At 35.0% G+C, this 23,619-nt stretch carries 23 protein-coding genes; 13 read left to right on the top strand and 10 right to left on the bottom strand.

Annotated elements, in window-relative coordinates; translation table 11 throughout:
- Positions 1–267: 267 nt before the first annotated feature.
- The gene (gene lgt, locus F6K22_RS05100; protein WP_293094104.1) at positions 268–1,134 is read right to left on the bottom strand and encodes a prolipoprotein diacylglyceryl transferase; all 867 of its coding nucleotides are present in this window, start codon (positions 1,132–1,134) and stop codon (positions 268–270) included.
- 736 nt (positions 1,135–1,870) lie between these two features.
- Here lgt and F6K22_RS05095 point away from each other — a divergent pair.
- Entirely contained in the window at positions 1,871–2,299 is a 429-nt protein-coding gene (locus F6K22_RS05095) for a hypothetical protein (RefSeq protein WP_293094101.1), read from the top strand.
- Between the two features lie 156 nt (positions 2,300–2,455).
- Here F6K22_RS05095 and cobT read toward each other — a convergent pair whose 3' ends face one another.
- The 3 genes from cobT to F6K22_RS05080 form a co-directional block, all read right to left on the bottom strand.
- Positions 2,456–3,562, bottom strand: coding sequence for a nicotinate mononucleotide-dependent phosphoribosyltransferase CobT (cobT, locus tag F6K22_RS05090; protein WP_293094098.1), 1,107 nt, complete (start codon positions 3,560–3,562; stop codon positions 2,456–2,458).
- Between the two features lie 395 nt (positions 3,563–3,957).
- On the bottom strand, positions 3,958–4,617 hold the full coding sequence (locus F6K22_RS05085) for a DUF2232 domain-containing protein (RefSeq protein WP_293094095.1): 660 nt from the start codon (positions 4,615–4,617) through the stop codon (positions 3,958–3,960).
- A gap of 171 nt (positions 4,618–4,788) precedes the next feature.
- A complete protein-coding gene (locus F6K22_RS05080; RefSeq protein ID WP_293094092.1) occupies positions 4,789–5,493 on the bottom strand; it encodes a Crp/Fnr family transcriptional regulator in 705 nt (234 codons plus the stop codon).
- 882 nt (positions 5,494–6,375) lie between these two features.
- Here F6K22_RS05080 and F6K22_RS05075 point away from each other — a divergent pair.
- The 4 genes from F6K22_RS05075 (at position 6,376) to F6K22_RS05060 (ending at position 11,080) form a co-directional block, all read left to right on the top strand.
- Positions 6,376–8,073, top strand: a complete 1,698-nt coding sequence (locus F6K22_RS05075; protein WP_293094089.1) for a hypothetical protein — start codon at positions 6,376–6,378, stop codon at positions 8,071–8,073.
- The gene (locus tag F6K22_RS05070; RefSeq protein WP_293094086.1) at positions 8,070–10,106 is read left to right on the top strand and encodes an acetate and sugar kinases/Hsc70/actin family protein; all 2,037 of its coding nucleotides are present in this window, start codon (positions 8,070–8,072) and stop codon (positions 10,104–10,106) included. The genes F6K22_RS05075 and F6K22_RS05070 overlap by 4 nt, the downstream gene beginning before the upstream one ends.
- 296 nt (positions 10,107–10,402) lie before the next feature.
- Positions 10,403–10,636: a class I SAM-dependent methyltransferase gene (locus F6K22_RS05065; protein WP_293094083.1), complete on the top strand. Its 234-nt coding sequence runs from the start codon at positions 10,403–10,405 to the stop codon at positions 10,634–10,636.
- Positions 10,637–10,708: 72 nt separating this feature from the next.
- On the top strand, positions 10,709–11,080 hold the full coding sequence (locus tag F6K22_RS05060; protein ID WP_293094081.1) for a hypothetical protein: 372 nt from the start codon (positions 10,709–10,711) through the stop codon (positions 11,078–11,080).
- Positions 11,081–11,514: 434 nt separating this feature from the next.
- On the opposite strand, the gene F6K22_RS05055 is transcribed toward F6K22_RS05060, so the two are convergent.
- Positions 11,515–12,492 (bottom strand): glutathione S-transferase family protein, encoded by a 978-nt coding sequence (locus tag F6K22_RS05055; protein WP_293094078.1) that lies wholly within the window; start codon positions 12,490–12,492, stop codon positions 11,515–11,517.
- Positions 12,493–12,579: 87 nt separating this feature from the next.
- Here F6K22_RS05055 and F6K22_RS05050 point away from each other — a divergent pair, with 87 nt between their 5' ends.
- The 8 genes from F6K22_RS05050 to F6K22_RS05015 all read left to right on the top strand — a co-directional run bounded on the left by F6K22_RS05050 (position 12,580) and on the right by F6K22_RS05015 (position 19,552).
- A complete protein-coding gene (locus tag F6K22_RS05050) occupies positions 12,580–13,059 on the top strand; it encodes a hypothetical protein (RefSeq protein ID WP_293094076.1) in 480 nt (159 codons plus the stop codon).
- Between the two features lie 153 nt (positions 13,060–13,212).
- Positions 13,213–13,806, top strand: coding sequence for a GUN4 domain-containing protein (locus tag F6K22_RS05045; RefSeq protein WP_293094074.1), 594 nt, complete (start codon positions 13,213–13,215; stop codon positions 13,804–13,806).
- A 430-nt stretch (positions 13,807–14,236) separates the two neighbouring features.
- Complete coding sequence (locus F6K22_RS05040; protein WP_293094071.1) at positions 14,237–14,818, top strand: hypothetical protein; 582 nt, start codon at positions 14,237–14,239, stop codon at positions 14,816–14,818.
- 2 nt (positions 14,819–14,820) lie between these two features.
- Entirely contained in the window at positions 14,821–15,528 is a 708-nt protein-coding gene (locus F6K22_RS05035; protein WP_293094069.1) for a Tat pathway signal protein, read from the top strand.
- A 456-nt stretch (positions 15,529–15,984) separates the two neighbouring features.
- Positions 15,985–16,602: an alpha/beta hydrolase gene (locus F6K22_RS05030; RefSeq protein WP_293094067.1), complete on the top strand. Its 618-nt coding sequence runs from the start codon at positions 15,985–15,987 to the stop codon at positions 16,600–16,602.
- Positions 16,603–16,689: 87 nt separating this feature from the next.
- Complete coding sequence (gene isiD, locus F6K22_RS05025) at positions 16,690–16,902, top strand: protein IsiD (RefSeq protein WP_293094064.1); 213 nt, start codon at positions 16,690–16,692, stop codon at positions 16,900–16,902.
- A gap of 546 nt (positions 16,903–17,448) precedes the next feature.
- Positions 17,449–18,660 carry a bifunctional phosphopantothenoylcysteine decarboxylase/phosphopantothenate--cysteine ligase CoaBC gene (gene coaBC / locus F6K22_RS05020; protein ID WP_293094062.1) on the top strand — a complete coding sequence of 404 codons (1,212 nt, stop codon included), beginning with the start codon at positions 17,449–17,451 and terminating at the stop codon, positions 18,658–18,660.
- Between the two features lie 541 nt (positions 18,661–19,201).
- Positions 19,202–19,552 carry a hypothetical protein gene (locus tag F6K22_RS05015; protein ID WP_293094060.1) on the top strand — a complete coding sequence of 117 codons (351 nt, stop codon included), beginning with the start codon at positions 19,202–19,204 and terminating at the stop codon, positions 19,550–19,552.
- 758 nt (positions 19,553–20,310) lie between these two features.
- Here the strand turns inward: F6K22_RS05015 and F6K22_RS05010 are convergent.
- The 5 genes from F6K22_RS05010 to F6K22_RS04990 all read right to left on the bottom strand — a co-directional run.
- Entirely contained in the window at positions 20,311–21,015 is a 705-nt protein-coding gene (locus F6K22_RS05010; RefSeq protein ID WP_293094057.1) for a PEP-CTERM sorting domain-containing protein, read from the bottom strand.
- 634 nt (positions 21,016–21,649) lie between these two features.
- Entirely contained in the window at positions 21,650–21,808 is a 159-nt protein-coding gene (locus F6K22_RS05005) for a hypothetical protein (protein ID WP_293094055.1), read from the bottom strand.
- 486 nt (positions 21,809–22,294) lie between these two features.
- Positions 22,295–22,672, bottom strand: a complete 378-nt coding sequence (locus F6K22_RS05000) for a PIN domain-containing protein (RefSeq protein WP_293094107.1) — start codon at positions 22,670–22,672, stop codon at positions 22,295–22,297.
- 486 nt (positions 22,673–23,158) lie between these two features.
- Positions 23,159–23,293, bottom strand: a complete 135-nt coding sequence (locus F6K22_RS04995; RefSeq protein ID WP_293094053.1) for a hypothetical protein — start codon at positions 23,291–23,293, stop codon at positions 23,159–23,161.
- A gap of 35 nt (positions 23,294–23,328) precedes the next feature.
- On the bottom strand, positions 23,329–23,619 hold a 291-nt coding region (locus F6K22_RS04990), incomplete at its 5' end, for a phosphatase domain-containing putative toxin (protein ID WP_483244112.1).

Here is a 23,619-nt window from a genome sequence, read left to right as displayed (position 1 = left end):
TAGCAAATGTGGATTTATCCCCTAAGCGGTAGATTTACTACAGAATCCAGGGTGTTTCAACCCCTGGAGATGTCAATTACAAACTATTCAACAATTTCTTTGCTGAAATCCTTTTTTTCTTACTTTTGACTTTTGACTTTTGACTTTTGACTTTCTTTTGTTTCCGGATATGAGTATCTATATTCAGATAAATAAAATGGTAGATGCACCCTGGTTTAGCCCTAGACTTTATGCCTAGGGTTTTTTTCATTTTTTAGAGTCTATAGTTTAGTTTGTTTCTTTCACTTCTGAAGGGAAAACATCTGGCAAAGGTCGCTTCAATAAATATAACCATGCTAAACCTATTAACCCCAACAAAATACCAGCTAAACTGACGAACTGGGCAATGCGTAATGGTCCTAACATTAAACTATCAGTCCGTAATCCCTCAATCCAAATCCTTCCACTACTATAAGCAGCCATATAAACCAGAAACAAACTTCCTACTCTAAGTCGAGGTCTACCCCGCAAATCTCTAAAAAAAAGAAATATTAATAATCCAAATACCATCAAGTTCCATAAAGACTCATATAGAAAAGTGGGATGGAAGTAATCAAAATTTACTAATTCCGGCGGACGACTTTCTGGAGGAATATATAACTTCCAGGGTAAATCAGTGGAACTGCCAAAAGCCTCAGAATTGAAAAAATTACCCCACCGCCCTATGGCTTGTCCTAAAATTAAAGAAGGAGCCACCAAATCTGCCAACTGCCAGAAAGAGATTTTATTGAGTCTGGCAAAAATCAAAGCAGCGATCGCCCCACCTATAATTGCTCCATGAATCGCAATTCCTCCTTTCCAAATAGCAATCATATCTATAGGATTTTGTTGATATTGTTGCCACTCAAACAAAACATAGTATAAACGCGCTCCAGGAATTGCAACTAATACTAACCAAACTACTAGATCGCCCAACAAATCAGGGTTAACATGACGAAGTTTAGCTAAGTATTGGGAAAGGGTAACTCCGATTAATACTGCAGTTGCGATTAAAAGTCCATACCAACGGATTGCCAAAGGCCCCAACTCGAAAATAATTGGGCCAGGAGAAGTAAATTGAAAGCCTAAAGGTAATAAGGTAATCTCTACTGTCATTTCAGTTATCAGCTATCAGTTATCAGTTAGCCTCCGAAGTCGGAGCGGCTCTCCATTCTTCGGGAAACCTCGCCATACCATCCTACTCCAAGCTCCGCAATTCAAATCGGCGATAGCCGTTTTGCTTAGCACAACGCGCGTTAACGCTGGGCGACATGAAAAACGTAGTTGTGCGCTAGCTAAACGACAGCTTTTTATTCCCTTGAAATGGGAGGCTTGATACCTCATTTCTTGGTCATTGATCTAGCATCAAAACTACTATCAATATTCCTTCCCAGTCAAAAGTATAAAAATTTGTATGAAATAGCCACATACAAAAATACATTATACCTGGGCATAGTATCTAAAAAATAACTTATTTAATCCTCAACTTTATAATTATTTATCAACAATAATATTAGTTTATCTTTCTGATAAGTAATCGGACATATATCAATAGCTCTGTGTTAATCAATGTAAAAATCATCCTAATTACTTAATTACTTTACCACAGAAGTGTTTAGTGTATTTACAATACTTTACATATATACCCAAAATTGTCTCAGAGTTTTTTCAGTGTGAATCAAGTTATTTGAAATAAATTTTACAGCACTAATTTCCACTACAACCGTAGAGAATACCTTTTATTTTTTTCAGTTTGACATAATATTCAGCAATCTCAAGATTTAATCTTTTTTTTAGAAATCAATTCTTATTATAAAATTAAGAAATTAGAAATAATAACCAATATGTCTATATGTTGATTAAGATTGAAGAATGTAAATTTAATTTTCCGGTAGTGAAGAAATATATGGAACTATTGCAAGAACAAATTATTGCTTTGACTAAAAAAGTTGAAGTAATACACACCATTATTGAGCAACTCAATGACAAGGTATCAAATTACATAATTGTTGAGAAAGCAAATAAATATCAAGCTATAGAAACTGATTCTAATCTGCAACAGGCAAATGAATTTAAAGAAAAATATAATTTTTTTGACCCAGAGTTAGAACACAAGGATGTGCTAGTAGATGATAATCATTTAAATAAGAGTAGTCAAAATATTGATAGCGAATTAACATCAGAAATTCAAATTCAACGACTAACAGCTCAGTTAACAGCAGCTTATAATCGAATTGCTGCTTTAGAAGAACAATTACTCTCAAAAAGAATTAAATCTTAGAGATTACAGATAGGGTATAAAAGAGGGCTAAAAATTACTTTTACGCTAAACTAGCGTCATATATTTTGATTTTAAATAGATTTGAAAAAATGCCCTTAACCCTCAATATTCAAACATTCAAAGAATATAGTAGATTAATATTATATTGCTAATTTTTTATTCAAGAAATATCAAAGGTGCAAACAAATCTTCAACAGCTTTCAGCAATTGAGTTTGATTCCAATTTCTATATAAATGAGCAGCGATCGCACATCCCCCACAACCGACCCCTTCCTTAACATATCCCCTTTCATAAGCTTGTAGTTGAGGATAACAAGACTCAGAAAAACTAAGTTGTGTCGCCATCAAAGGTACACAACTAATTTCTCGTGCTAACCCAACAGTATCTCCAGTTGGATCTTCAGCAACCCAGCGAGTTGTTCCCACCACAATATTTTCAGGTAGCCAAGCTAAAGACAACTTTTCTGCTAATGCTTGCATCAAAGCATAAACAGCCAGCATTTGCGTTCCACCAGCCAACATTACCCCTACCTTCAGACTTGCTGCCATTCCCATTGCTGCTACTACTATTTGCATTGGGTCTCCCACTGCAGCAATTAATTTTAGAGGTTGTGAAACTGGAAGTGCCGAATTAAAACCAGCAACTTGTAAACCCTGACGTACCACAGATAACTTTTGACTATGATTACATTGAGGATGACTACTATTTACTTTACCCGTAGCAGCAATACCCAAACCTAATAAAACTGCTAAAGCGGTAGTTGTTCCTCCAACTACACATTCTCCCAAAATTACATAACTATCTTTTGCTTCATCAGCTAACTTCTGACCCCAATAACTACCTGCTTCCAGTAAATGTTGAACTTTTGCCATATCTAAAGCATGACCAGAAGTTAAACAACGAGCAGGAGCGCCTCCCAAATCAATTGTTGGTACAGTTGGTTTATGAGTTAAACCAGCATTAAATAAATAAAGAGGAATATTTAGAGCATCAATAATTGCTTTTGTGATTAAAACTGGGGAAGCACCAGCGTTGAGGGGTGGTAATGGATATTGAGGTTGTGGTTGTAGACCATTATATAGAAATTCCACATCTGCTAAACAAGTATATTGGCGGTCTTGTGGTGTTGCTCCTGCCGCAGAAATTCCCGGAATTAGACCTGTATCTGTAAATCCTAAAATACAGGCAAAAATTGGTTTGTGGTCTCGATAATTTTGCAGCCAATTTTTTCCCTGTTGTACCTGGGTATAAACACGAATCATTATTCAGTTATCAGTTATTTCAAAGAGGGAATAGGGAATAGGGAGTAGGGAATAGGAGGAAAGAATAGATAATTTAGTGTTGGTGAATCAAGCTATGAAATCTCAAGAGCGTAAAATATAAAATGCTTTTAAATTCTAAATTAGACAATCCCCATTTCATAAAAATCATAGCCACGCATCACCAACGCTGATAATTTTTATGGAATAATTGATTTTATTTTTTATGATTTGGAGATGTCTAATAGACATCTACAAAAAAAACCTGGTTTCTGGGTTCGGTATCTGTGAGTCCTGGTTATATCAAATTCGGTTATCAATAATATATTCTTTTTCCAAATTCTTTCTAACCATCTCCCCTACTCCCTACTCCCTACTCCCTACTCCCTACTCCCTAATTAATCATAATCTAGCAAAATTTGTACCCATTTAGGAGGTCTGGGAATAGAGTTTCCGATTCTATCTAGTAACAATAAAGCCACCAAATGGACAACAAATAAATAGATAATATTATTCACAAGAACCATGATTAAAGCCATCAGTTGAATTAATAGCAAACTTGGTTGAGCCAATAATCCTAATTTGACAAACCCCCATTCTACTAATTCCGTAACTTGTGTAGTTAAGTAGATCCAGAGGTCTTGCCCTAACAAAATCGAAAGTAACCAAAGTCGAAAAAAGAAACCAATAGAGCCAAGTAGAGAACCTAAACCAATAGAAATTAACCAATTTCCGCCTCTTTTCCAAACCGCTCCTAACATTACCCCCATCAAAGCAAAAGGAATTACAAATAAAATGCTGCGAGTTGGCCCCATAAGCACAGATAAAAGTAATCCTGATACTGTTGCACCCATCCAAGATGCACGATTTCCCCAGCGTAAATAAAGTAAAGCAATTGGTATGGGGAAAAAAACCTTTAATAAAGGCCCCATCGGAAAATAATAGTTGATGAACCAAATCAAGCTGGCGGTACTGGCCAGAAAAGCTGTTTCTACTAGAACTAAAGGTTTATCTTCTTTGTGACTCGATGGTTGTTTTTGATCTGAAATTGTTTTCACAGACTTGGTTTTTATTTTTGGTTTTTAACTTTTACAGGAGTTACGCACCTAAACAAGAAACCGGATTTATTACCCTGATTATTCTTGTTCAAACCAGGAAATTTCATTCCTAAAGAATTGTATTCAAGTCATTAATTCTGAGGACTGAGGACTGAGGAGTGAGGACTAATTTTAAACAAGTGTACGTTCCAAAGCATGTAGGTCAGGAATACATAAAGTATCGCGATCGCGCTTAATTAATAACTTTTTCTCTAATTTGCTCAAGACTCTAGTTACTGTTTCTCTGGCTAAACCACTCAAACTACTTAGCTCTCTGTGAGGCAAATTAGGAATTTCTGTTCCTTGTTGGGAATGTGTACCTTGGCCTTCTGCTAGAAAGAGCAAAATATCTGCGACCCTTGCCTGAGCATCTGCTTCTCTTAATCTAAGTCGTCGATTCACTTGTCGTAAGCGTCTGGCCATTAATTGGGCTAATCGGATTCCTGCTATGGGTTCGGTATTAATGAGATGGGCAAAATCCTGAGCTGGCATATTACCAATTAAAGTAGGAGCTAAAGTAATTACATCAGTAGAGCGAGGCACTTCATCTAAAGCTGCCATCTCTCCAAATAATTCTCCTTTGCCCAAAATATTCAGTGTTACTTCTTTGCCATCTAAATTATAGGTGCGAATCTTTACCCACCCATCTAAAATGAAGTATACTGAAGTTCCCCAATCATTTTCCAGTAAGATTACCTGATTGGGTGGATGTTGACGGCTGACCACATGAATCACTGCTTTTTCTAATGCCTCTTCTGGTAAGCCCTCAAAAAATGGGGTGGACAGCATTAATTGCTTAATATTTGACTGGGGGTCGCGACTGTGCCTATCTTCCATGAGGTTATCTGTTCCATTAATTTAGGGCAGGAGATTTAGCCCAGAGGTAAATTATAAATTAATAATGAAAATCAATATATTTTGCTAGAAAATTGGCTATTCTCAAGAATCTTAAAGCCATAGAGTAATACCGTTTCACGGAATTCATAATTCATAATTCATAATTGAGAAGTTAGATTGGATAGGCTAAAAACTTTTACAATACAACAGTTTGACGCAATTATTTGACATTTAAAGTTTGAAAGTATTTGTGACATCTTTAAAGTGAATTGGTATAACAATAAATAATTGTAGATTTTTGCTTTAGGAATGGCTGTGTATGACTAGCAATACTGGGCAAATCTATAACTAAAAACAATTGTCAAGGCCATTTTTTAGCTAAATACAGCCGTAGAGTATATCATACTATAAATTTTCTCAATAAGCTTGACTATAAATGATATGGATGGTAATACAAACGGACTGATATTAAATGATAAGTATTTAGCTTAAGCAGGTACAAAAAATTCACCAAATTAATTACACATTTTGTCAGATTGTCAGACTGAATCCCTTATACTGTATGCCTCACATCAAATTAGGGTAGTTAAACAATTTTGTAATGGTGCTTATAAGGAATAGAATTTCAGCTATAACTGGAATAATACCGTGTTATTGTCACCTAAATCTAAACATTTTAACAATACACAGAATCAAATAATTCACTATTAATAGTTAAATTTATCTCAAACTTCCAGATCCAGTAGGAAAAAGAAAGGAGAAATTTGACTGGATTATACTCTTAGAAGTTCTATAATTGCTTACTGAAGGTGATTGAAAGAGGTGGTACTCTTGAAGAAGCAGAATAACAGAATCCAAGCAATAATCAGGGAGATAGATGAGGTGCTAAATCAGTCTAGCAGCCAAAGTTCTCCTCAAATTCTCGCAGAAACACTGAGAAAAACCAAAAAAATACTACAGGAAATGCTGGATTATCTGACTCAGGATTTAGATCAAACTCGGAATCTACAGTTACTATCTGTTGACCCATCTTTAATTCCAGAAGATACTATTGACCTTCAGCTCAAGCAACATCCACAACAAATAGAAGAGTTTTTTGCTCCTATTAATCAGTATTTACAAGAAGATTTCACAATACTTAAACAACAACGACAAGCTCTGCGAGAAGAAATTAGGAAACTTGAACAGCAAAGACAAGAAAATTATGCCCTAGCTCAACAATACGCTAAACAGGAGCAAATTATTTCTGAGTTTTCTCAAGCTTTACTTGGCCCAGTTAAAGAAACATTGATGGAACATTTGTCTCAGTTAGCAACTCAACATCTATCTCCTAGTCAGAGCCCTTTAGAGTCTAGCAAAAATCTTTACCCACAGACTGTTAAGGATATTGAAACTTCTGCGGTTATGAAAATTTCCGAGGATAAAGTAGAGGAATTTTCTAACTTTGAAAACTCATTTGTTGATGATTCAAATAGTAATTATAGTGAGCAAAAAAAGCTAACTGAAGAAGATTATGTAGAAGCTAATCTTGCTAATGAAAATATTCAAATGAAAAAACTATCTCCTGAAATAGATGAATTAAATGATCCGATAAATAAAGTAGTATTGCCTTACCCAGGTTATGAGTTTGTGAAAAGACTAGAACCAGAATCAAAAACAACAGAAACAGAAAAAAAAAATATCCAACTAGATAAGTCAAATAATCAAGAATATTCTCTAGAAAATAAATCTAGTATTGATGAAAAGCTAGATTTAGAAACAGTTAAAAGTAACAAGCAGGAAAATGAAAATTTAGCTCAACTAGCACCTCCTAGTTTTGAAGATAATTATCAAGAACGACAAAACTATCAAAATCAAACTGTCTCAATCAAAGATGGAGGACTACTAACTCCAGAATTAAAATTAGACGCATCAGAAAATAGAGAAAATTTAGACAATACGGAAATACTTGAATCTCTTAGTAATCTATTTGGAAAGCTAGAGGTTAATGAAGTAGAAACTAAAAGGTTAATTGCTCCTAGAGAAGCTCAAGAAATTCAAAAAAATATAAATAACTTCACAGATGAATCAGAAGAAGAAACATATATTCAGGCACCTATAACTGAAAGTCTCTTACCTTTAGAAAAACCAGATGAAAAACCAGAAGAATTATTATTAAGTAGTAACACCCTAGAATATTTATGTTCTGATTTGGAAAGTTTAGAGGAAATAGATGTCGATGAATTAATAGACGATCCGGGACACACTCAATTACAATTAGGAAAAGACCAGGGTGTAGATTCAACAGAAAATACTCATGATTCGATAGATAATAGTTTGGTTACTGGTTCAGAAGAAAAAGTTACTAAATTAGAGGATTTATTTGTGAATATTGATGATATTTCTCACGAATCAACGGTAAGTAACCAGGAAAATATCTATACTTCAGCAGAAGATACAGACAATGAACTAATTCTAGAAGATATTTTAGATGGCTTAACACCAGAAACAGATGAAGAAATAATAGAAACCGATAATCAGGAATTTTTAGCTCTGGAAACTCTACTTGAAGACTCTCAAAATTTAGAAAAAAAAAATTGAGTTCATTAGAAATGGAACCAGATACAAAACCACATCAAACAACTTCACAATGGTATTTAGGAATTGACTTTGGTACTACTGGTATTTCTGCAGCATTATTGAATCGCAGAAGTGGTGAGATTTATCCTATATATTGGGAGCTGGTAGGAGCTAAACCAGAATTAGATATTCCTGAAATTAATCGAGAATTTACTCTCTCCACAAAAACAGTTAAAACAGATTTTAATTCCATCCAAAAAATATATAGGCTACCATCAATTGTCTATATAGCTCAACAATTAGAAAGAGCTGATAACGATCGAGATGAACCTGATGAAACTATTAAACAAAAACCTTTATTACTAGAAGATTTTAAGCCTAGTTTAAAAGTTACTATCCCTTACATTTCAATTAAATTTAAAAAGCAAAAATTACAAGAGAAACCAGAAGAGTCTTTTATCCTAGCTCCTAATTTTTCTGCTACAACTTCCCACGAACCAGTTTTACAATGGTCAGAAAAACACCAAATTCCTCTAAGCTTAGTTAAACAGGGGTTAGTGACTTTATTGAAGACCCTTCAGCCTCAAGGTAATTTCCAAAACTCTATTTCTCTGATTGAGAAAGACACTCAAACAGCAGTTATTACCAATGACTATGTTTGTGGTGCAGTGGGATTAGAACATGAAACTTTTGTCTTAGCTTTGGCACAATTAAAATATGTAATTATGGGTTCTCCTGCAAGTTGGCCAGAAGCTTATCGCTTTAATCTTCGGGAGGCAGTTTTAGAAGCAGGTCTTGTCAAAAATGTCAATCAAGTAGTTGTGATTGAGGATGCGATCGCCACAGCTTTATCAGAATTAACTTCAGTAACGGAAGATACAGAAAATTATGCCATCTCAGAGTTTAGACGGGGTGGAATTTTAATTGTGAATGTGGGGGCAAGTACAACAGAATTGGCCTTGGTGAATTTACCGGAAAATGGGCAAAATTTAACATACTCTCACTTCCATTGTCATAGTTTTGCTTATGGAGGTCATGCTTTAGATCAAGATATTATTTGTCAACTATTACTAAAAGATGATGATGTGGGGAGTTTAGGGAAGAATCAAAAAGATCGGGAAAAATCTGGTAAATTATGGCCTCGACCAGGTTATCCAGATTTGTCAATCAGGTATCAACTAAAGCAGTGGTTACAAAGTTCATCCTATAGACAAGAATTATTAGTAACAGCTCGTAATTTAAAGGTAATTCTGCCATCGGAAAAAGAATTTAGTTTGAATATAGGAGATAATATCAAGTATTTACAACAAAAAGATTTAGAAACTAAGGTATTGGAGCCTTTTGTAAAACAATTAAATCAGGAGTTGAATAATTTTTTGAGTAAGGTGGGAATATCTCCTGTGGGAATTAACCGCGCTATTTGTACTGGAGGTAGTGGTTGTTGGAGGGCGATCGCTCAATGGTTACGTCAAAAATTACCTAACGCAATTATTGTACAAGATGCAAAAGTTGAGTCAGAAAATGTAGAGTTAGGGCAAGAAAATAAGCAGCGATCGGATAATTATTTATCTCAGATAGAAGATATTAAACTAACTATTGGTCGAGTTGCTTATGGTTTAGCTATCTTACCTCTCTATCCACAAATTGTAGATATACCTCAGCAGAAATACAATGATTATTTTCTACTTTGGGAGATACTACAAGTTTTTTCAGATTATCCTTTATCTGTCAAAGAAGTTTCTCAGTTATTAGAGAAACGAGGCATAAATACTCGTGTTTGCCAAGAAAAAATTCAGACTATTTTAGCCGGGAAATTACCTCCTGGTTTAATCCCTTCTCCGGAAGATTTAATCCTATTAAGTGAAGCTTCTCAGAACAATTATGACTATAAAAGTTTAAAAATAAAGCCTCTTTTTGATAGGGAAACTGAGAGTAATAAATATGAATTGAATGATGAACAAGCAGAATATGTACGGGAATATTTAAGTAAGTTAGTAGCTAGTAGTAAACAAAAATTAGAGGAACCTTTATTAAAGTCTTTTGAGGAAAAATAATGGAGATTCTCAATAATTCTTGCAATCAAGGGTTTGAGGAGTTATTATTCCAATAATGCCTAAAAATATGAGTTAGGTGAAATAAGGTTAGTTAGATGAAATAAGGGTTTTAGCTAAGTTGACAAATCAGCTCTAATAAATTCATAGTTTAAATGTCACAGATACTGATAACTAATAACTGAATTCACCAACACCCCCAGTTTATACGACAGAAACAAACATCTTCAAACTAGAAAATGAACAATAATTATCAAGTCTAGAAAACAGCATAACTTTCACAAAAATATCTGTCTGGTATGATAGGTGGATTTCCTCTAGCTACTGAACAAATTGACGTTATCTTGAGGATTATTAAGATGACTAGACCACAAGTGAATAACTTTTTAGATTTAGGTTGTGGTGACGGTATTTTAGGTCAGGCAATTCTCAGTCAATATCCTAATTCTCAAGGAGTATTTTTAGACTTTTCAGAGACAATGATTGAAGCTGCAAAAACTAAGATTTCTGCTGCTTATCAAGGTAATTTATAATTTATAAATCAAGATTATGCTTTACCTGAATGGGTAAATAAAATTCACCAAAAAGCACCATTTGATGTAATTGTGTCAGGATTTTCAATTCATCACCAACTAGACATCAGAAAACGAGAAATATATCAAGAGATTTATGAATTATTAAAGCCAGAAGGATTGTTTCTAAATTTGGAACACGTTTCCTCACCATCTAAATTAATTGAACAGTTACATGGTGAACTTTTTGTTGATTCCCTCTACGCTTTCAACCAAAGTAAAGGTATAAAAAAATCTAGAGAAGAAATTGATAGACTGTATTATAACCGCCCGGATAAAGCGGCAAATATTCTTACTCCTGTAGAAACTCAATGTAACTGGTTACGAGAGATAGGTTTTATTCATGTTGATTGTTTTTTAAAGGTGTTTGAAATTGCTTTATTTGGTGGTATTAAACCAATTTGATAAATGTTTACTATATCAATTTCTATACTCGTGAGGTATGCAATTTTTTGGCTTTAGTAAGTAGAAAATTAGAGGAGTATGAAGATAAGAAAAATAACTCTACTTAGGGCTTGCTGATTAAATATAAAAGTCTTTACAGATAAAAGTTTCAGCCTTTTTATGTCCTTAAAAACTGCCAGCTTTTAGGTCTAAAAGGTTCAAAAATGAACGTATTAAAGGCTCACTATAGTAGAAAAATCAAGGGACTATTCTTCCTCCTGCCTCCTCTATAATTCCCATTCCTCCTGTACGTCGCCAATCCGACGGCTCCCCTACCTGACTCCTGACTCCTCCCCTTACCACTCATACTTATTCAGCAAGCCTTACTTAATAACTGTATAACTGTGGGAATTGCTATAAAGTTTCTTGAGTAGGGGAGTTTGGGAATTGAAATTCTAACTTATGACTTCAGTTATATCTGGAGTTAAAGGAATAATTCCACCAGGGTTAAGAGGAAAAAGATTACCGTAATAATCTTGTTTTACTGCCTCCAAATTACAAGTATCTGCTATTCCAGGAAGTTGATATAAATCTTGTAGATAAACACTCAAATATTTATAATCTTTAATCCTCCGCAAATTACACTTAAATAACCCATAATAAACAACATCAAAACGGAATAAAGTAGTAAATAAACGTACATCTGCTAATGTTACTGACTCACCACAAAGATATCGACTTTTAGAAAGTGTATTGTCAATTTCATCTAAAGTAGTAAATAATTCCCGACAAGCCTTTTCATAAGCTTCCTGACTTTGAGCAAACCCACAACGATAAACTCCATTATTTACTGTGTGGTAAATCTTTTCATTCCACTCGTCTATTTTGGCTTTTAATTCTTCTGGATAAAGGTCAATATCTGGATTTTTGGCAAACTGATTAAATTCAGCATTAAGAATAACAATAATATCTGCACTTTCATTATTAACAATAGTTTTTGTTTGCTCATCCCACAATACAGGTACAGTCGCACGGCCATTGTAACCAGGCTGTCCTAACTTATATAGTTCTGGTAAAGTTTGACATCCTTCTTGCTCATTTTCAAATACCCAAATACCTTTATCCCCTGCTGGAGAAGCAATAGTTATTGAGATAACATCTTCCAAGCCTTTTAATGCTCGAACAACAAGAGTTCGATGTGCCCAAGGACAACCTAGTCCAACAAATAGACGGTAACGTTTGGTAGCTGGTTGATATTTATTTTCTGTTTGTATACTTACTGTTTCTCTAAATAGACTAGCTGGACGAATGTATTCTCCTGAATTATTTCTAGGAGCAAGTCTAGACATCATTATTTGCCATAGGGTTGTCCAAACCCATTTTCCTAATTTAATTGTTAGAGAAGGTGGAAGTGATTTGCGTTTGTTAACCATGATGCTTTGAGAATCTTTCTGCCCGCTACTTTTTATTTACATAGTATATAATTACAGCATTATTTCTGTTAATAAAGAGGATAGAAAATGGAACCTATAGAAATTGGTCTAGTAGCGATCGCCGTTCCTTTTTTAACTAAATATGTGGAAAAAACAGGGGAAGGTTTAGGAGAAAAAACTTTAGAGCAGGTGGATAAGTTTTGGCAACTTATACAACGAAAACCTGTGGAAACTTTGCCTGCTTTGAAATCTGCTGAAGCAGAAGCTTTTCCTGTAGATTTTGAGCGGGCAATAGAAGAGTTGGAAGTTGCTGCTAATAAAGACCCGGAAGTTAAACAAGCTGTTATTGATGTGGTTGAAGTTGCAAAACAGGAAAGTTCAGAATATGTTAAAAATCTTGAGTCAGAGGTTAATAAAATTAAGCATCAAGGAATAACTGCTGAGAAAATTAATACTTTGTTTGAAGCACAAACTATTAGTGGGAAATTTATAGGAAATAGTGGAGAATCAATAGGAGATACTGGGGTATTTGAAAATAATACTATTTATGGTGGTGTAAAAATTTGAATAGAGTCGTCGGGAGGGTCAACGACAAAGGAAAGTACCCAACTCTCAAAAAGCATTTCCGATAATTTTACTTATCAGACTGGATCTAAGAAATTTGGTAGTCGAGATGAGGTAATAGATACCCTACACCAACAGTTTAAATTACAGCCAATTATGCCTCTTTTTCTAGGTTTGGGAATAATTATTACGTTAATCTTTATAGTTATAACAAACCTAGTTTTTTCCTATGATAAATCTACAGAAATATCACCTGTTAAAACACCTTCACTACCATTAGATACTTCTATTACAAATATACCTATTACAAATCTAGAAGAATATACTCAATTAACTTATCTTTTAGCACTTAAAAAATGGAAAGAAGCTGATTTAAAAACAGGAGAACTTATACGAATAAGAGCAAATCGCCAAAGAGAAGGATTTCTAAATGGCGAGTCGGTTAGAAATTTTTCTTGCGAGGATTTACAAATTATTGATAATCTTTGGAGAAAAGAGAGTGATGACCGTTTTGGATTCAGCATACAAAAACAAATTTGGAAGAATATTGCCAAAAATCCTGAAAGTTTTGACCTCAAAACTTATCAAAAATTTCTCAAATATATAGGTAGAGAAAAAACGGCAGATTACAATAAAGTTGTGTTTGAAAGTCAATCTCCACGAGGGCATCTTCTCCATACTGGTATGACTGGTATTTGGGCACGAGGAGAAGATGCAATTAGTCTTTTGCTAAGTTGTAATTTCAACTAAAAATGAATCCCTTTTCAAGATGAAGAAAAATATTATTTTTTTTATCTAAATATGAGTTAAAAGCAAAATGATATGAGATAAAAAAATGAAATATTACTGGTTAAATTATCACTATCTAATGTGCAATAATCCACGAAGTTTTCTCGAATTAAATGACAGTAAAAATCTATTATTTTAGTGAATAACTTACTTAATATTTGGCGTTTCTCAAATTTGTGAGATACAGTTTTAGATACTCCCCTTCCCTCCTTAAAAAGGGTAAATTATTCAAATTCCCCCTTTTTAAGGGGGAATTAGGGGGATCGTAGATGTACCTTATCTTTATGATAAATTCTATAGCAAGTCTAAATAAGTTGTAAAGTTAAAGGAAACTAAAACCATTTTTCTAATCAAGTTGCTTATTCAAAAATAAAATGGTTTTGCTATATTTATGGAGAAAAAACACTTAAGAGGAATTATGAAATTTTCTAGATTGATTAGCATTGGATTTCTAAGTTTAATTTTAACTGTATTTGGGATAGAAACTACACAAGCACAACGTTCAACACTTCCAGGTACCAAAGATGAAAGTACCTTTGTCTCTTTATTGTCAAAATTAAAAGAATGTCGTACTAACGGATCGGTATATTGGAGTGGTACAAATAGAAATATTTCTATTGGAAGACGACTTTATCCTTCTATTGCTTCTATGAGTTTTAGGAGTTCAAGTTATACCCTAACTTGTAAAATTAATCCTAAAGGAACAGCAAAACCTTTTGGAACTTTTAGATTTACTTTTGGAGTTGACGAATACGACATTGGACAATTTGAGGTAAAAGTTTATTTAGATGGAAAAATAACTGCTGGTCATACTGTAAATCCTGGCGAAATAAAAACTTTGTTATTAGATGTTTCTAATAGCGAGGACATAGCTATAGAATTTAAAAACACAAATACAACTACAGGTATTTATAAATTACTTGATGATATAAATTTGTATATTTTTGATGATATTCTTGAACGATTGGAATAATTATGTTAGACCGACGCAAGTTTACAAAATTAGCTATCTTAAGTGGTACTTCTCTAGCAGCAAGCTCTGGAATATTCTTTCCAAAGCCTACAGAAGCTCAATCTTTTGATTTCTTGTTAACAGACGAAAATATTAAGAATATATTTTTTGATCTTGTTAGAGCTATTGCTGCCAAATTAAATCCAGAATTAGCTTTCGATATTGAATCTACTGTTAAAGCTGTCAATACAAAATTTTTCGACCACGGATATACGCAAAATCAAACTCCCTTTGCTCAAAGAGGTGCTGGTAGTAGAAATAATAATCCACTTTGGGGTCGCTATAAAAATGAGGCGATCGCTCCCAATTTTGGATTAGCTAATGTTGATACGTCAGGCAAAGAAGCTACATTTACAGGTCCAACTATTGTAGGAATAAAAGTAGCTGCTGATTACTTGGCTGCTGAAGGACTTTCTCCTGATGAAATTGATAGCTCTCTTATGCCTTGGCGTTCTCGGTTTGAAGATTGGACCACTTGGCTAGGAGATAACGATCCAACTATTGGGCCAAATCCAGGAGTAGGACTAACCCAGTATGAAACACGGTTAGGATTAGTCACTCGTCGTTATGATGCACTAGATCCTAGTAGTGGTAAAGTAGGTAAAATTAGAATGACTATTGAGGCAGCAAATCAACCTCGCCGAGTAATTACTACAGATGTCTCAGTTTAAGATATATATGACTTACGCATAGACCACAGATATAGCGTTAAAAACTATAACGTTATCGTTTTTGAACTCTATATATAGTACATTTGCGTAAGTCCTGATATATAAGAATTCTCAAAACCTGTAGCCGAGTAACCGTTAAAAAATCCTATTTTTTCATAGTTTATATTGTTTTTTAAAGCTCTGATTTATAAATTTAATCTAACAATTATTTGTAAACGAAAATAACCATATTAATATAAAACTCTGTAACTACTTTCCTAGTAATTTGTATTAATCTCTAATAGTAGTTACTGCAATATTTTTATTTTGTAAATAATTTTTTTCTCTTAAATGGCGACAATGACCAAGAAACAAGGTCAATAGTCTCCCCTTTTAAGGTGATAAAAGATGAAATTTCAGGTTTTCTTGTCTCCTAATTCAGGAGGAGGTACCGATAACTGATAACTGATAACTGAAATGACACAATTAAATTCTATTCCCGTTTCACCTAAATTAGAACCCACTTCTCTATTTGTTGCTTTGCATGGCTGGGGAGCCAATTGTAATGATTTAACACCCTTCGTAGGAGAGTTGAATCTTCCTGATTATAGGTTTGAGTTCCCAGACGCTCCACTACCTCATCCTGAAGTTCCTGGAGGAAAAATGTGGTACGACTTGTCCAACCAAGAATACCAAGGTTTAGTGGAAAGTCGCCAAATGTTGATTGATTGGCTAATTTCCCTGGAAAGTAAAACAGGGATACCTTTATCCAAAACTATTCTATGTGGTTTTTCTCAGGGTGGGGCAATGGCTATGGATGTAGGAGTAACATTGCCATTAGCAGGCTTAATTATTTTAAGTGGCTATTTACATTCTCCACTTCAACCATCTGTAGAAAAATTACCACCCATCTTAATTGTACATGGTATAAAAGACCCAGTTGTACCTATTCAACAAGGCAGACAATCTCGCGATACTTTCACAAATTTAGGGGCAAATATACAATATCAAGAATTTGATATGGGGCATGAAATTCGCCCAGAAATTTTGAAATTAATGCGAAGTTTTGTTATAGATGTTATAGCAAAAGCCTAGAAGGACTATTATATTAAATAGAGATTTTAATAGTGCTCTATTTTAATTAATCTTTCAGCAGATGCCATATCAGGGAGGTTGGTTTTGATGCAAACTGTAACCCGTTCCTTACAGGAAGTTTCTAATTTCACTACAGATGATGTAGCTAAGTTGGCTTTTCGTCTGGAGGAAGATGACTATAAAAATCCTTTTGACGGGTTAAATGATTGGCACATGCTACGAGCGATCGCCTTTCAACGTCCAGAGTTAATTGAACCTTATATCCATTTATTGGATTTAGAGCCTTGTGATGAGGCTTAAGAAAAATGTGGGGAATACGCAGTTAATAATTTAATATTTTTTTTATTTGGGAGTGTAGGTTTTCTAAGATAATAAACAGGGCATTTTTGCCTTGGATATTTTTTACCTAACACTCCCAATTTATCTAAATTATATCAAATACGTTAAAGATTTATAAGGAGATGAAGAGATTATTGTATTTGCACAATTTTTTTATTTCATATTATTCAAATATTATTACTTATAGCTTCAAAAATATATAGCAATCAGGAATCAAATGTGAGAATTGAGGTGTTCCTTAAAATTATAGAATATAGCAGTTATCTTATTCATTAAGATACATTTTTTTCTGCTTCTCTATTCCCTGTTTATTGTTCCCTAAAAGTCTCCAATATCTCACAACTAAAATCATATTGCTATAGTTTTTATAATATAGTCATCTATACAATAAGGTAAGCATTCAGCTATTAGTATTCAGCTTTTAGCTTTTAAATATAAAGGTTGATTTTTAAGCGTCAAAGTTTTGAGCCGATAAAATCTAAGTTTTGACTTTTGAGTTGTGTGAATATGGGTAAAAAAGTTTTAATTGGTATTTGTGGTGGTATTGCAGCTTATAAAGTTTGTGAAATAGTTTCTACTTTAGTAAAATCTGGATTTGAAGTTAGAGCAATTTTGACAGACGCTGCTCAACAATTTATTACACCTCTGACTTTATCTACTCTCTGTCGTTATCCTGCTTATACAGACCAAGATTTTTGGCAACCTTCTCACGGACGTCCTTTGCATATTCAGTTGGGAGAATGGGCGGAAATAATAGTTATTGCTCCCCTCACAGCAAATACTTTGGCAAAATTAGTCTATGGTTTTGCTGATAATTTGCTGACTAATACCATTTTGGCTTCTAGTTGCCCCATTTTATTAGCTCCAGCGATGAATACCGATATGTGGGAACAAACAGCGGTACAACGAAATTGGCAACAAATATTGACAGAAAAACGATTTTATGGTATGAATCCTTGTGCTGGAATTTTAGCTTGCGATCGCGTCGGTCAAGGTCGAATGGCGGAACCAAGGGAAATAGTCACAAATATAGAATCTTTATTACACACAGCAGGTAAAAGAGATTTAGCAGGTAAGAAAATATTAATTAGTGCCGGGGGAACGCGGGAACATTTAGACCCTGTGAGATTTATTGGAAATCCTTCTACAGGTAAAATGGGAATAGCTTTAGTTCAGGCAGCATTGCATCGGGGAGCAAATGTAACTTTGGTGCATAGTATTTTGGGAGAGTTGCATTTGTCAGGGGTAAAAATTATAGAAGTAGTAAGTGCTGCTCAGATGCAACAAGCAATGTTAACTCATTTTGCCGAAGCAGATATAGTTGTAATGACTGCTGCAGTAGCAGATGTCAAACCTGCTGAATATAGTAGTGAGAAATTGCCCAAGCGATCGCTACCAAATTCATTACCTTTAGCACCAGTACCGGATATTATTGCAGAGTTGGGAAAATTAAAGCAGTCTCACCAATATTTAATTGGTTTTGCAGCACAGACTGGAGATATTGTTGCCCCTGCGTTAGAGAAATTGCGGGTGAAAAATTTAGATGCTATTGTTGCCAACCCTATCGATCGCGAAGGTGCGGGTTTTGGCAGTAATACAAATCAGGGAATTTTTCTGGATGCAGAAGGTCGTCAGATAGATATTCCGTCTTGTAGTAAATTAGAGATGGCGCATCGTTTGTGGGATTTTGTCTTGGAGAGGTATGGAGTGAATAGATGACCATGTAATTTTGCTAAGAGACTGTTTGTAAAGTCATCAAGTTGACAAGTTGACAAAAACCTCTCTCCAAACCTCTCTCCTGCAAGGAGAGAGGCTTTAACCCCTCCTTCCCTTGAAGGACTATGCTTTACCCACATAAGATCAAATTCCTGACAGGATAGGGGAAAGGGGGGAGAGAGGGAAGAAGGGGAAGAGAAGACAAACCAGCCATTTCTCAGATTTAGGACAGAGGTGGCTAAAAGTGAATAACGCAATTTCACCATTTGCCAACTAATACTAGGTACTTAAACCATCTCCCCACACAAACCACACAGACCACCCTGCAATGCTTATAAGACTTATGGGTAAGGGATAGCCTTGAAAGGAAAGGGAATAGAGGGGTTAGGTTTTTCAGGTTTATCGGTTTCATACAATACTTCTCAAACAGCCTCTAAGTTAACAGCCAAAATACCTACTGTTGTTATGTAGGGAAATTCAGAATAAATTGTAAACTAACACTTCAAAGTGAGTTAAACTAACAACAGTTTTTTAGGAATTAATTATGCTTGAACTTTTTGCAAGTCTTCTGATGACACAAGGGATGGTAGATTGGTACCCGGTTGGTTATAACCGTAAAGCAACAACGTCAATTAACATGAACACAATTCAAAGCCTGGGCAATAATATTTGGGGAGCAGAAATATTAAAGCAATACGATGGGGAAGCCGAGGATGGAATGAAAGAAATGTATATGGTTGTGGAAATTGATTGTAACATTCGTAGATATGTTCCTAGATTAATCAGACGAATAGCTGGTAGTGGTAAAATTATTGGCGAAACAACACTAGGAGGCAATAAATTGATATCTCCAATAGGTTCAGAAAAAGGAATTTTGACGATATGCGATCGCTAATATATTTAACATTATATCTATTTACAAAAACATCACAAACCTACACAGAGAACTGATACTTTTCTGTGTAGGATGATTTCTCATCTGTAAATTGATGACGAGCGAACCTTGGTTCCTGGGTGGGTTGACGCTTCCCTCCACCTCCGCGCGCGAGTTTCCATTTCGCGGAGCAATTCAAGTAGCTCCGCTCCTCTGCAAGAGGCAGCATGACCTAGGATGGGATGCACTACTAACCTAGCCATATCCAATCTCCCCTTGAGAATAAAAAATTTTCATGATTAGTCAATCCTATCCGTTTTCAAGGAGAGGTAAAAATTAATAATTAATAGACATCTCCAAAAATAAAAAGTAAAGTCAATTATTATCCATAAATTATCAATTACTCCTCCCTATTCCCTGTTAAGTGTTCCCTCTTTTCTGGAGATGTCTAATAATTAATTATTAATTATTAATTGTTGAACCGTTTAATGCAATCTTGCAATACCTGAGAATGGATTAATTTATAGTCCCGAAATTTATCTTCTCGACAAATTAGCTAAATTTGCTAAAACCCTATACAGTTAACAGTTATCAATCAGAACTCAGAAGTCAGAAGTAAAAATTAGTGGGAGATTGAAACTCGCCACTAATTTTAATCCGCTCAAATGAAATTTATTGCGGGGACATCTGAAGTCAGAAATCTGACTTTCCGTTTGTCATACTGCGCAAACGAGCGAAGCGATCAAATTAGCCTTTAACAAGCAACAGCGATCGGTGTGTTACTGTAGCTTCTTGCGCTTCATACCTAAGCCTAAACCGCCAACAGCGAGAAGTCCAAGGACAGCAGTAGGTTCGGGTATTTTTTCTCCCGTTGCTACTGATACCTCATATTCAGCACCACCTGTAGCCAGAATATCTTGAAAACTTATCTCATCTGAAATGACAGTAGTGCTAAGTATTCCGGTAACCGTAGGAGGATTATTTTCTGAGACCTCAACAAATCCTACACCGTTGTTGTTATTGAATGTACCCTCAAAAATAGTACCTGCTTCCCAAGTCACCGTTACATCCTCGTTAGGGAAGTTAAAGGTTATAGCATCGACAAGTTCATACGTAAAAATATCACCAGGATTGGTAGAAGTTCCACTGACCCAACTAAAGTTTGCTGTAACTGGGACTAACTCCACAAGTCCGTTGGGAGGTGCTGGAGCGAAGGGGGGGGAGAAATGGCCATTGGCGGTACTAACTGCAGTGGAGCCGAGATTGTCGCCAAAAGGATCTTTGCTCTCATCAGGGCTGAAGATCACTGTGAACATATCACCCGCACCAGGGTTGACATCTTGGAAGAAATCGCTAGCTCCATTAGAGAAGCCGAGAGTACCAACAGCTTGAGCGGGTGCGGTAGCGATGCTAGTAGCAGCGATCGCGCTGAGAGCAGCAACTCCTAGGGGAGCAAACTTCTGTGAAAAGAGAAATTTTCTCATTTTTTTTCCTCTAAAAAACTTGAATTATGTTTGAGAACAATCTTTTGTTTCTCTAATTTCAGAATACTCCAAAAAATAAATAACAACAGGAATAAATCTGCATTTTTACTAATCTTTATATATTGATAATATGCAACTATATTAGTTTTTTAAATCCCGATAAATTATAGATAAAGCAATAAAAAATTTCTACTGATATACTAACATATTCAATTAACGGAATTAGCTTAAAAAAAGACTATGAGTGTTTTTTCTGTTTAATATCTAGGCTATCTATAGTCACAATTTTACTGACAAAATAATGTTAATTATTGTTAATAAGCAAGTGAATCCTGCTCATATATACCCCTGATATATCAATCAAAAATCCATCAATAATTAGGTAGTTAAACTACTAATTGATTTCCGGATCTATGGCTTTGAAAAAACGGATTAGAAGATGAAGAGGTAAAAGCCATGTAACAACGGAGATAGGTTAGACTCATAAGTACAATTTATAGTAGATTCCCAGAGACACGAAGGCTTGTCTTTACGAATCTTCATAAAACTTGGCTACTACTTGAAAAATAGGCTGATATTAATGTTGGAGATGGTAATTTTGCCCACTTAAAACAGGTAATAGAATAGTTAACACTCAGTAGGACTCGTTTGGCTTATATAAGACTCTTGAGTCGCGGTTGTCAGTCCCCTTACCGGGATAACTCTGTCTAATACCAAATTTCAAAAGTGTTGCTACATCTCCTTGAGAGTAGGGAGTAGGGAGTAGGGAGCGGGGAGCAGGGTTATTAGACATTTGTGGTTCTGTTTTGTTTAAGTCCCATTAGTCAAGCTCCTAGTTGTTTATTCCCCAGAACCAGCTTTCCCAGCTATAGCTTTACTAGGTTGAAGATCGGTTCATTAATTGATAATTGATAATGGATAATTACAAGAAGGTTTTAACCGTTACACCAATTGAAGATCAGGAAATATTATTTCTTCTCTCTTGGGAGATTGGAGGCAAGCGTTTGCGCTTCGCAAAGCTTCACTTTACATGTTGCGGAGCAAAACGCGTAGCGTCCCGGAGGGAACGGAAACCTCGCCATCCCATCCTAACGGACTGCTCCGCTTGCCGACCGCTCTCAAGGGGAGATTGGAGGCCAGCGTTCGCGTAGCGTCCCGGAGGGAACGGAGACCTCGCCATCCAAGGACCGCTTTTTTCCCCTATCCAAGGGGAGGCTTTAAACCAAAATTATTTAATAATTAATAATTAATAATTAATAATTCGGTAACTTCAAAGAAATTAAACCTGCTGCCAAATATCTGAATCATTAGAAACCAAAACCAAATTATGATAAATTCCCGTAGCTGCAATCAGAAGATGGGGGAATTGTATAGGTGTTCCTTTTTGTCTTAAATTTGCATAAATACCAGAGGCGATATTAATTATCTCTATTGTGTCTAAAAACAAAATATTGATATAGCTTTTACACAAATTCTGAAGAATAGCTAACTTTTTTTGGGAATTAACGGCTAATAAACCCCCCTCACTTTCAAAATAGGTAATACAACTGATAAAAAGTTTTGCTTCTCTATAATTAACATCATTTAGGCGATAAAATAGTCTAGAATCTTTTTTAATAAAAGCAGTTAAAATATTTGTATCTAATAAATCTTGTATTACTACACTTTCCTTAAATCTCTCATTGCTGCATCAAATTATTCTATTTATTTAGGTGTTATATCCCTGAGTAATCCAAACAATACTTGCCCCTCAACATAAGTCTGATTTTATTACTAAGTATTTCGTCATTCATTTCTGGGAATTGTTCTGGAGAAGCATTTATCATAAAGGTATCAACTATAACTTCAACCATTTCATCTCTTTCTAAATTTTCAAATAAATTCTCAGTAGCTAGGAACTTCTATTCAATTGGAATTACTCTATGCTTAAAAATATCTTTTATAGTAATAGAAACTTCAGCCATATTCTGATCCTAATTTATTTGATTTATTTTCCTATTTCTAAGTTTAACAATTTTTTTTAGTTGTAGCAGTTTTGCAAAAGGAACGGCAGTGGGAGCATCTTGCTCCCATAAAGTGGCATTGTTCATCCCAATCTACCATTACGCGAGCACGACTACCCTAGGTTTTAAGATTACAATGACTATTTCAAACTCAGAGCAACTTTTCGATCTAACTCTGCCATACGGTTAGCATAACCCAAACAAAGCTTGGTAAATTTAACAGAGTTTTCTAGGTTGGATGCTGTTAAAGCAATATGAGTTTTGAGAATAGACATATTTTTGATTCCTCAAATTTAACGATTTAAACAACTTAATTTTTGGCTAAATCTCGTAAAAAGTTACTTTGAGATTCCCGTAAATCAATTTCTGGATTTGCTATTAATATACTCCTGAGAGCATCATCATATGACGATCCAGAATTAATCAAATATCCGGCAAGAACAGTACCCGTTCGCCTTCTACCACTGGTGCAATGAATTGCAACTGCACGATCTTGACTATCAATAAAATCCTGTAATTTTTGCATTTGTTCTAGAGTTGGTGCAGTTCCAAGAGCACACGGCTGTAATCCAGTTACATGACGTTGTTCATCTCGTATGCC

The organism is Okeania sp. SIO2F4, from assembly GCF_010672385.1.
GTDB lineage: Bacteria > Cyanobacteriota > Cyanobacteriia > Cyanobacteriales > Microcoleaceae > Trichodesmium.
Note: the sequence above shows the minus strand (reverse complement) of the source record. Positions and strands in the feature narration are given on the sequence as shown.

Coding starts and splice junctions, on each gene's coding strand:
- isiD (WP_293094064.1), top strand. CDS start 16,690: ATGCAAACTGTAACCCGTTCCTTACAGGAAGTTTCTAATTTCACTACA.
- coaBC (WP_293094062.1), top strand. CDS start 17,449: ATGGGTAAAAAAGTTTTAATTGGTATTTGTGGTGGTATTGCAGCTTAT.
- F6K22_RS05050 (WP_293094076.1), top strand. CDS start 12,580: ATGGAACCTATAGAAATTGGTCTAGTAGCGATCGCCGTTCCTTTTTTA.
- F6K22_RS05055 (WP_293094078.1), bottom strand. CDS start 12,492: ATGGTTAACAAACGCAAATCACTTCCACCTTCTCTAACAATTAAATTA.
- cobT (WP_293094098.1), bottom strand. CDS start 3,562: ATGATTCGTGTTTATACCCAGGTACAACAGGGAAAAAATTGGCTGCAA.
- F6K22_RS05080 (WP_293094092.1), bottom strand. CDS start 5,493: ATGGAAGATAGGCACAGTCGCGACCCCCAGTCAAATATTAAGCAATTA.
- F6K22_RS05030 (WP_293094067.1), top strand. CDS start 15,985: ATGACACAATTAAATTCTATTCCCGTTTCACCTAAATTAGAACCCACT.
- F6K22_RS04995 (WP_293094053.1), bottom strand. CDS start 23,293: ATGTCTATTCTCAAAACTCATATTGCTTTAACAGCATCCAACCTAGAA.
- F6K22_RS05010 (WP_293094057.1), bottom strand. CDS start 21,015: ATGAGAAAATTTCTCTTTTCACAGAAGTTTGCTCCCCTAGGAGTTGCT.
- F6K22_RS05045 (WP_293094074.1), top strand. CDS start 13,213: ATGCCTCTTTTTCTAGGTTTGGGAATAATTATTACGTTAATCTTTATA.
- lgt (WP_293094104.1), bottom strand. CDS start 1,134: ATGACAGTAGAGATTACCTTATTACCTTTAGGCTTTCAATTTACTTCT.
- F6K22_RS05040 (WP_293094071.1), top strand. CDS start 14,237: ATGGAGAAAAAACACTTAAGAGGAATTATGAAATTTTCTAGATTGATT.
- F6K22_RS05035 (WP_293094069.1), top strand. CDS start 14,821: ATGTTAGACCGACGCAAGTTTACAAAATTAGCTATCTTAAGTGGTACT.
- F6K22_RS05005 (WP_293094055.1), bottom strand. CDS start 21,808: ATGTCTAATAACCCTGCTCCCCGCTCCCTACTCCCTACTCCCTACTCT.
- F6K22_RS05015 (WP_293094060.1), top strand. CDS start 19,202: ATGCTTGAACTTTTTGCAAGTCTTCTGATGACACAAGGGATGGTAGAT.
- F6K22_RS05095 (WP_293094101.1), top strand. CDS start 1,871: ATGTTGATTAAGATTGAAGAATGTAAATTTAATTTTCCGGTAGTGAAG.
- F6K22_RS05065 (WP_293094083.1), top strand. CDS start 10,403: ATGATAGGTGGATTTCCTCTAGCTACTGAACAAATTGACGTTATCTTG.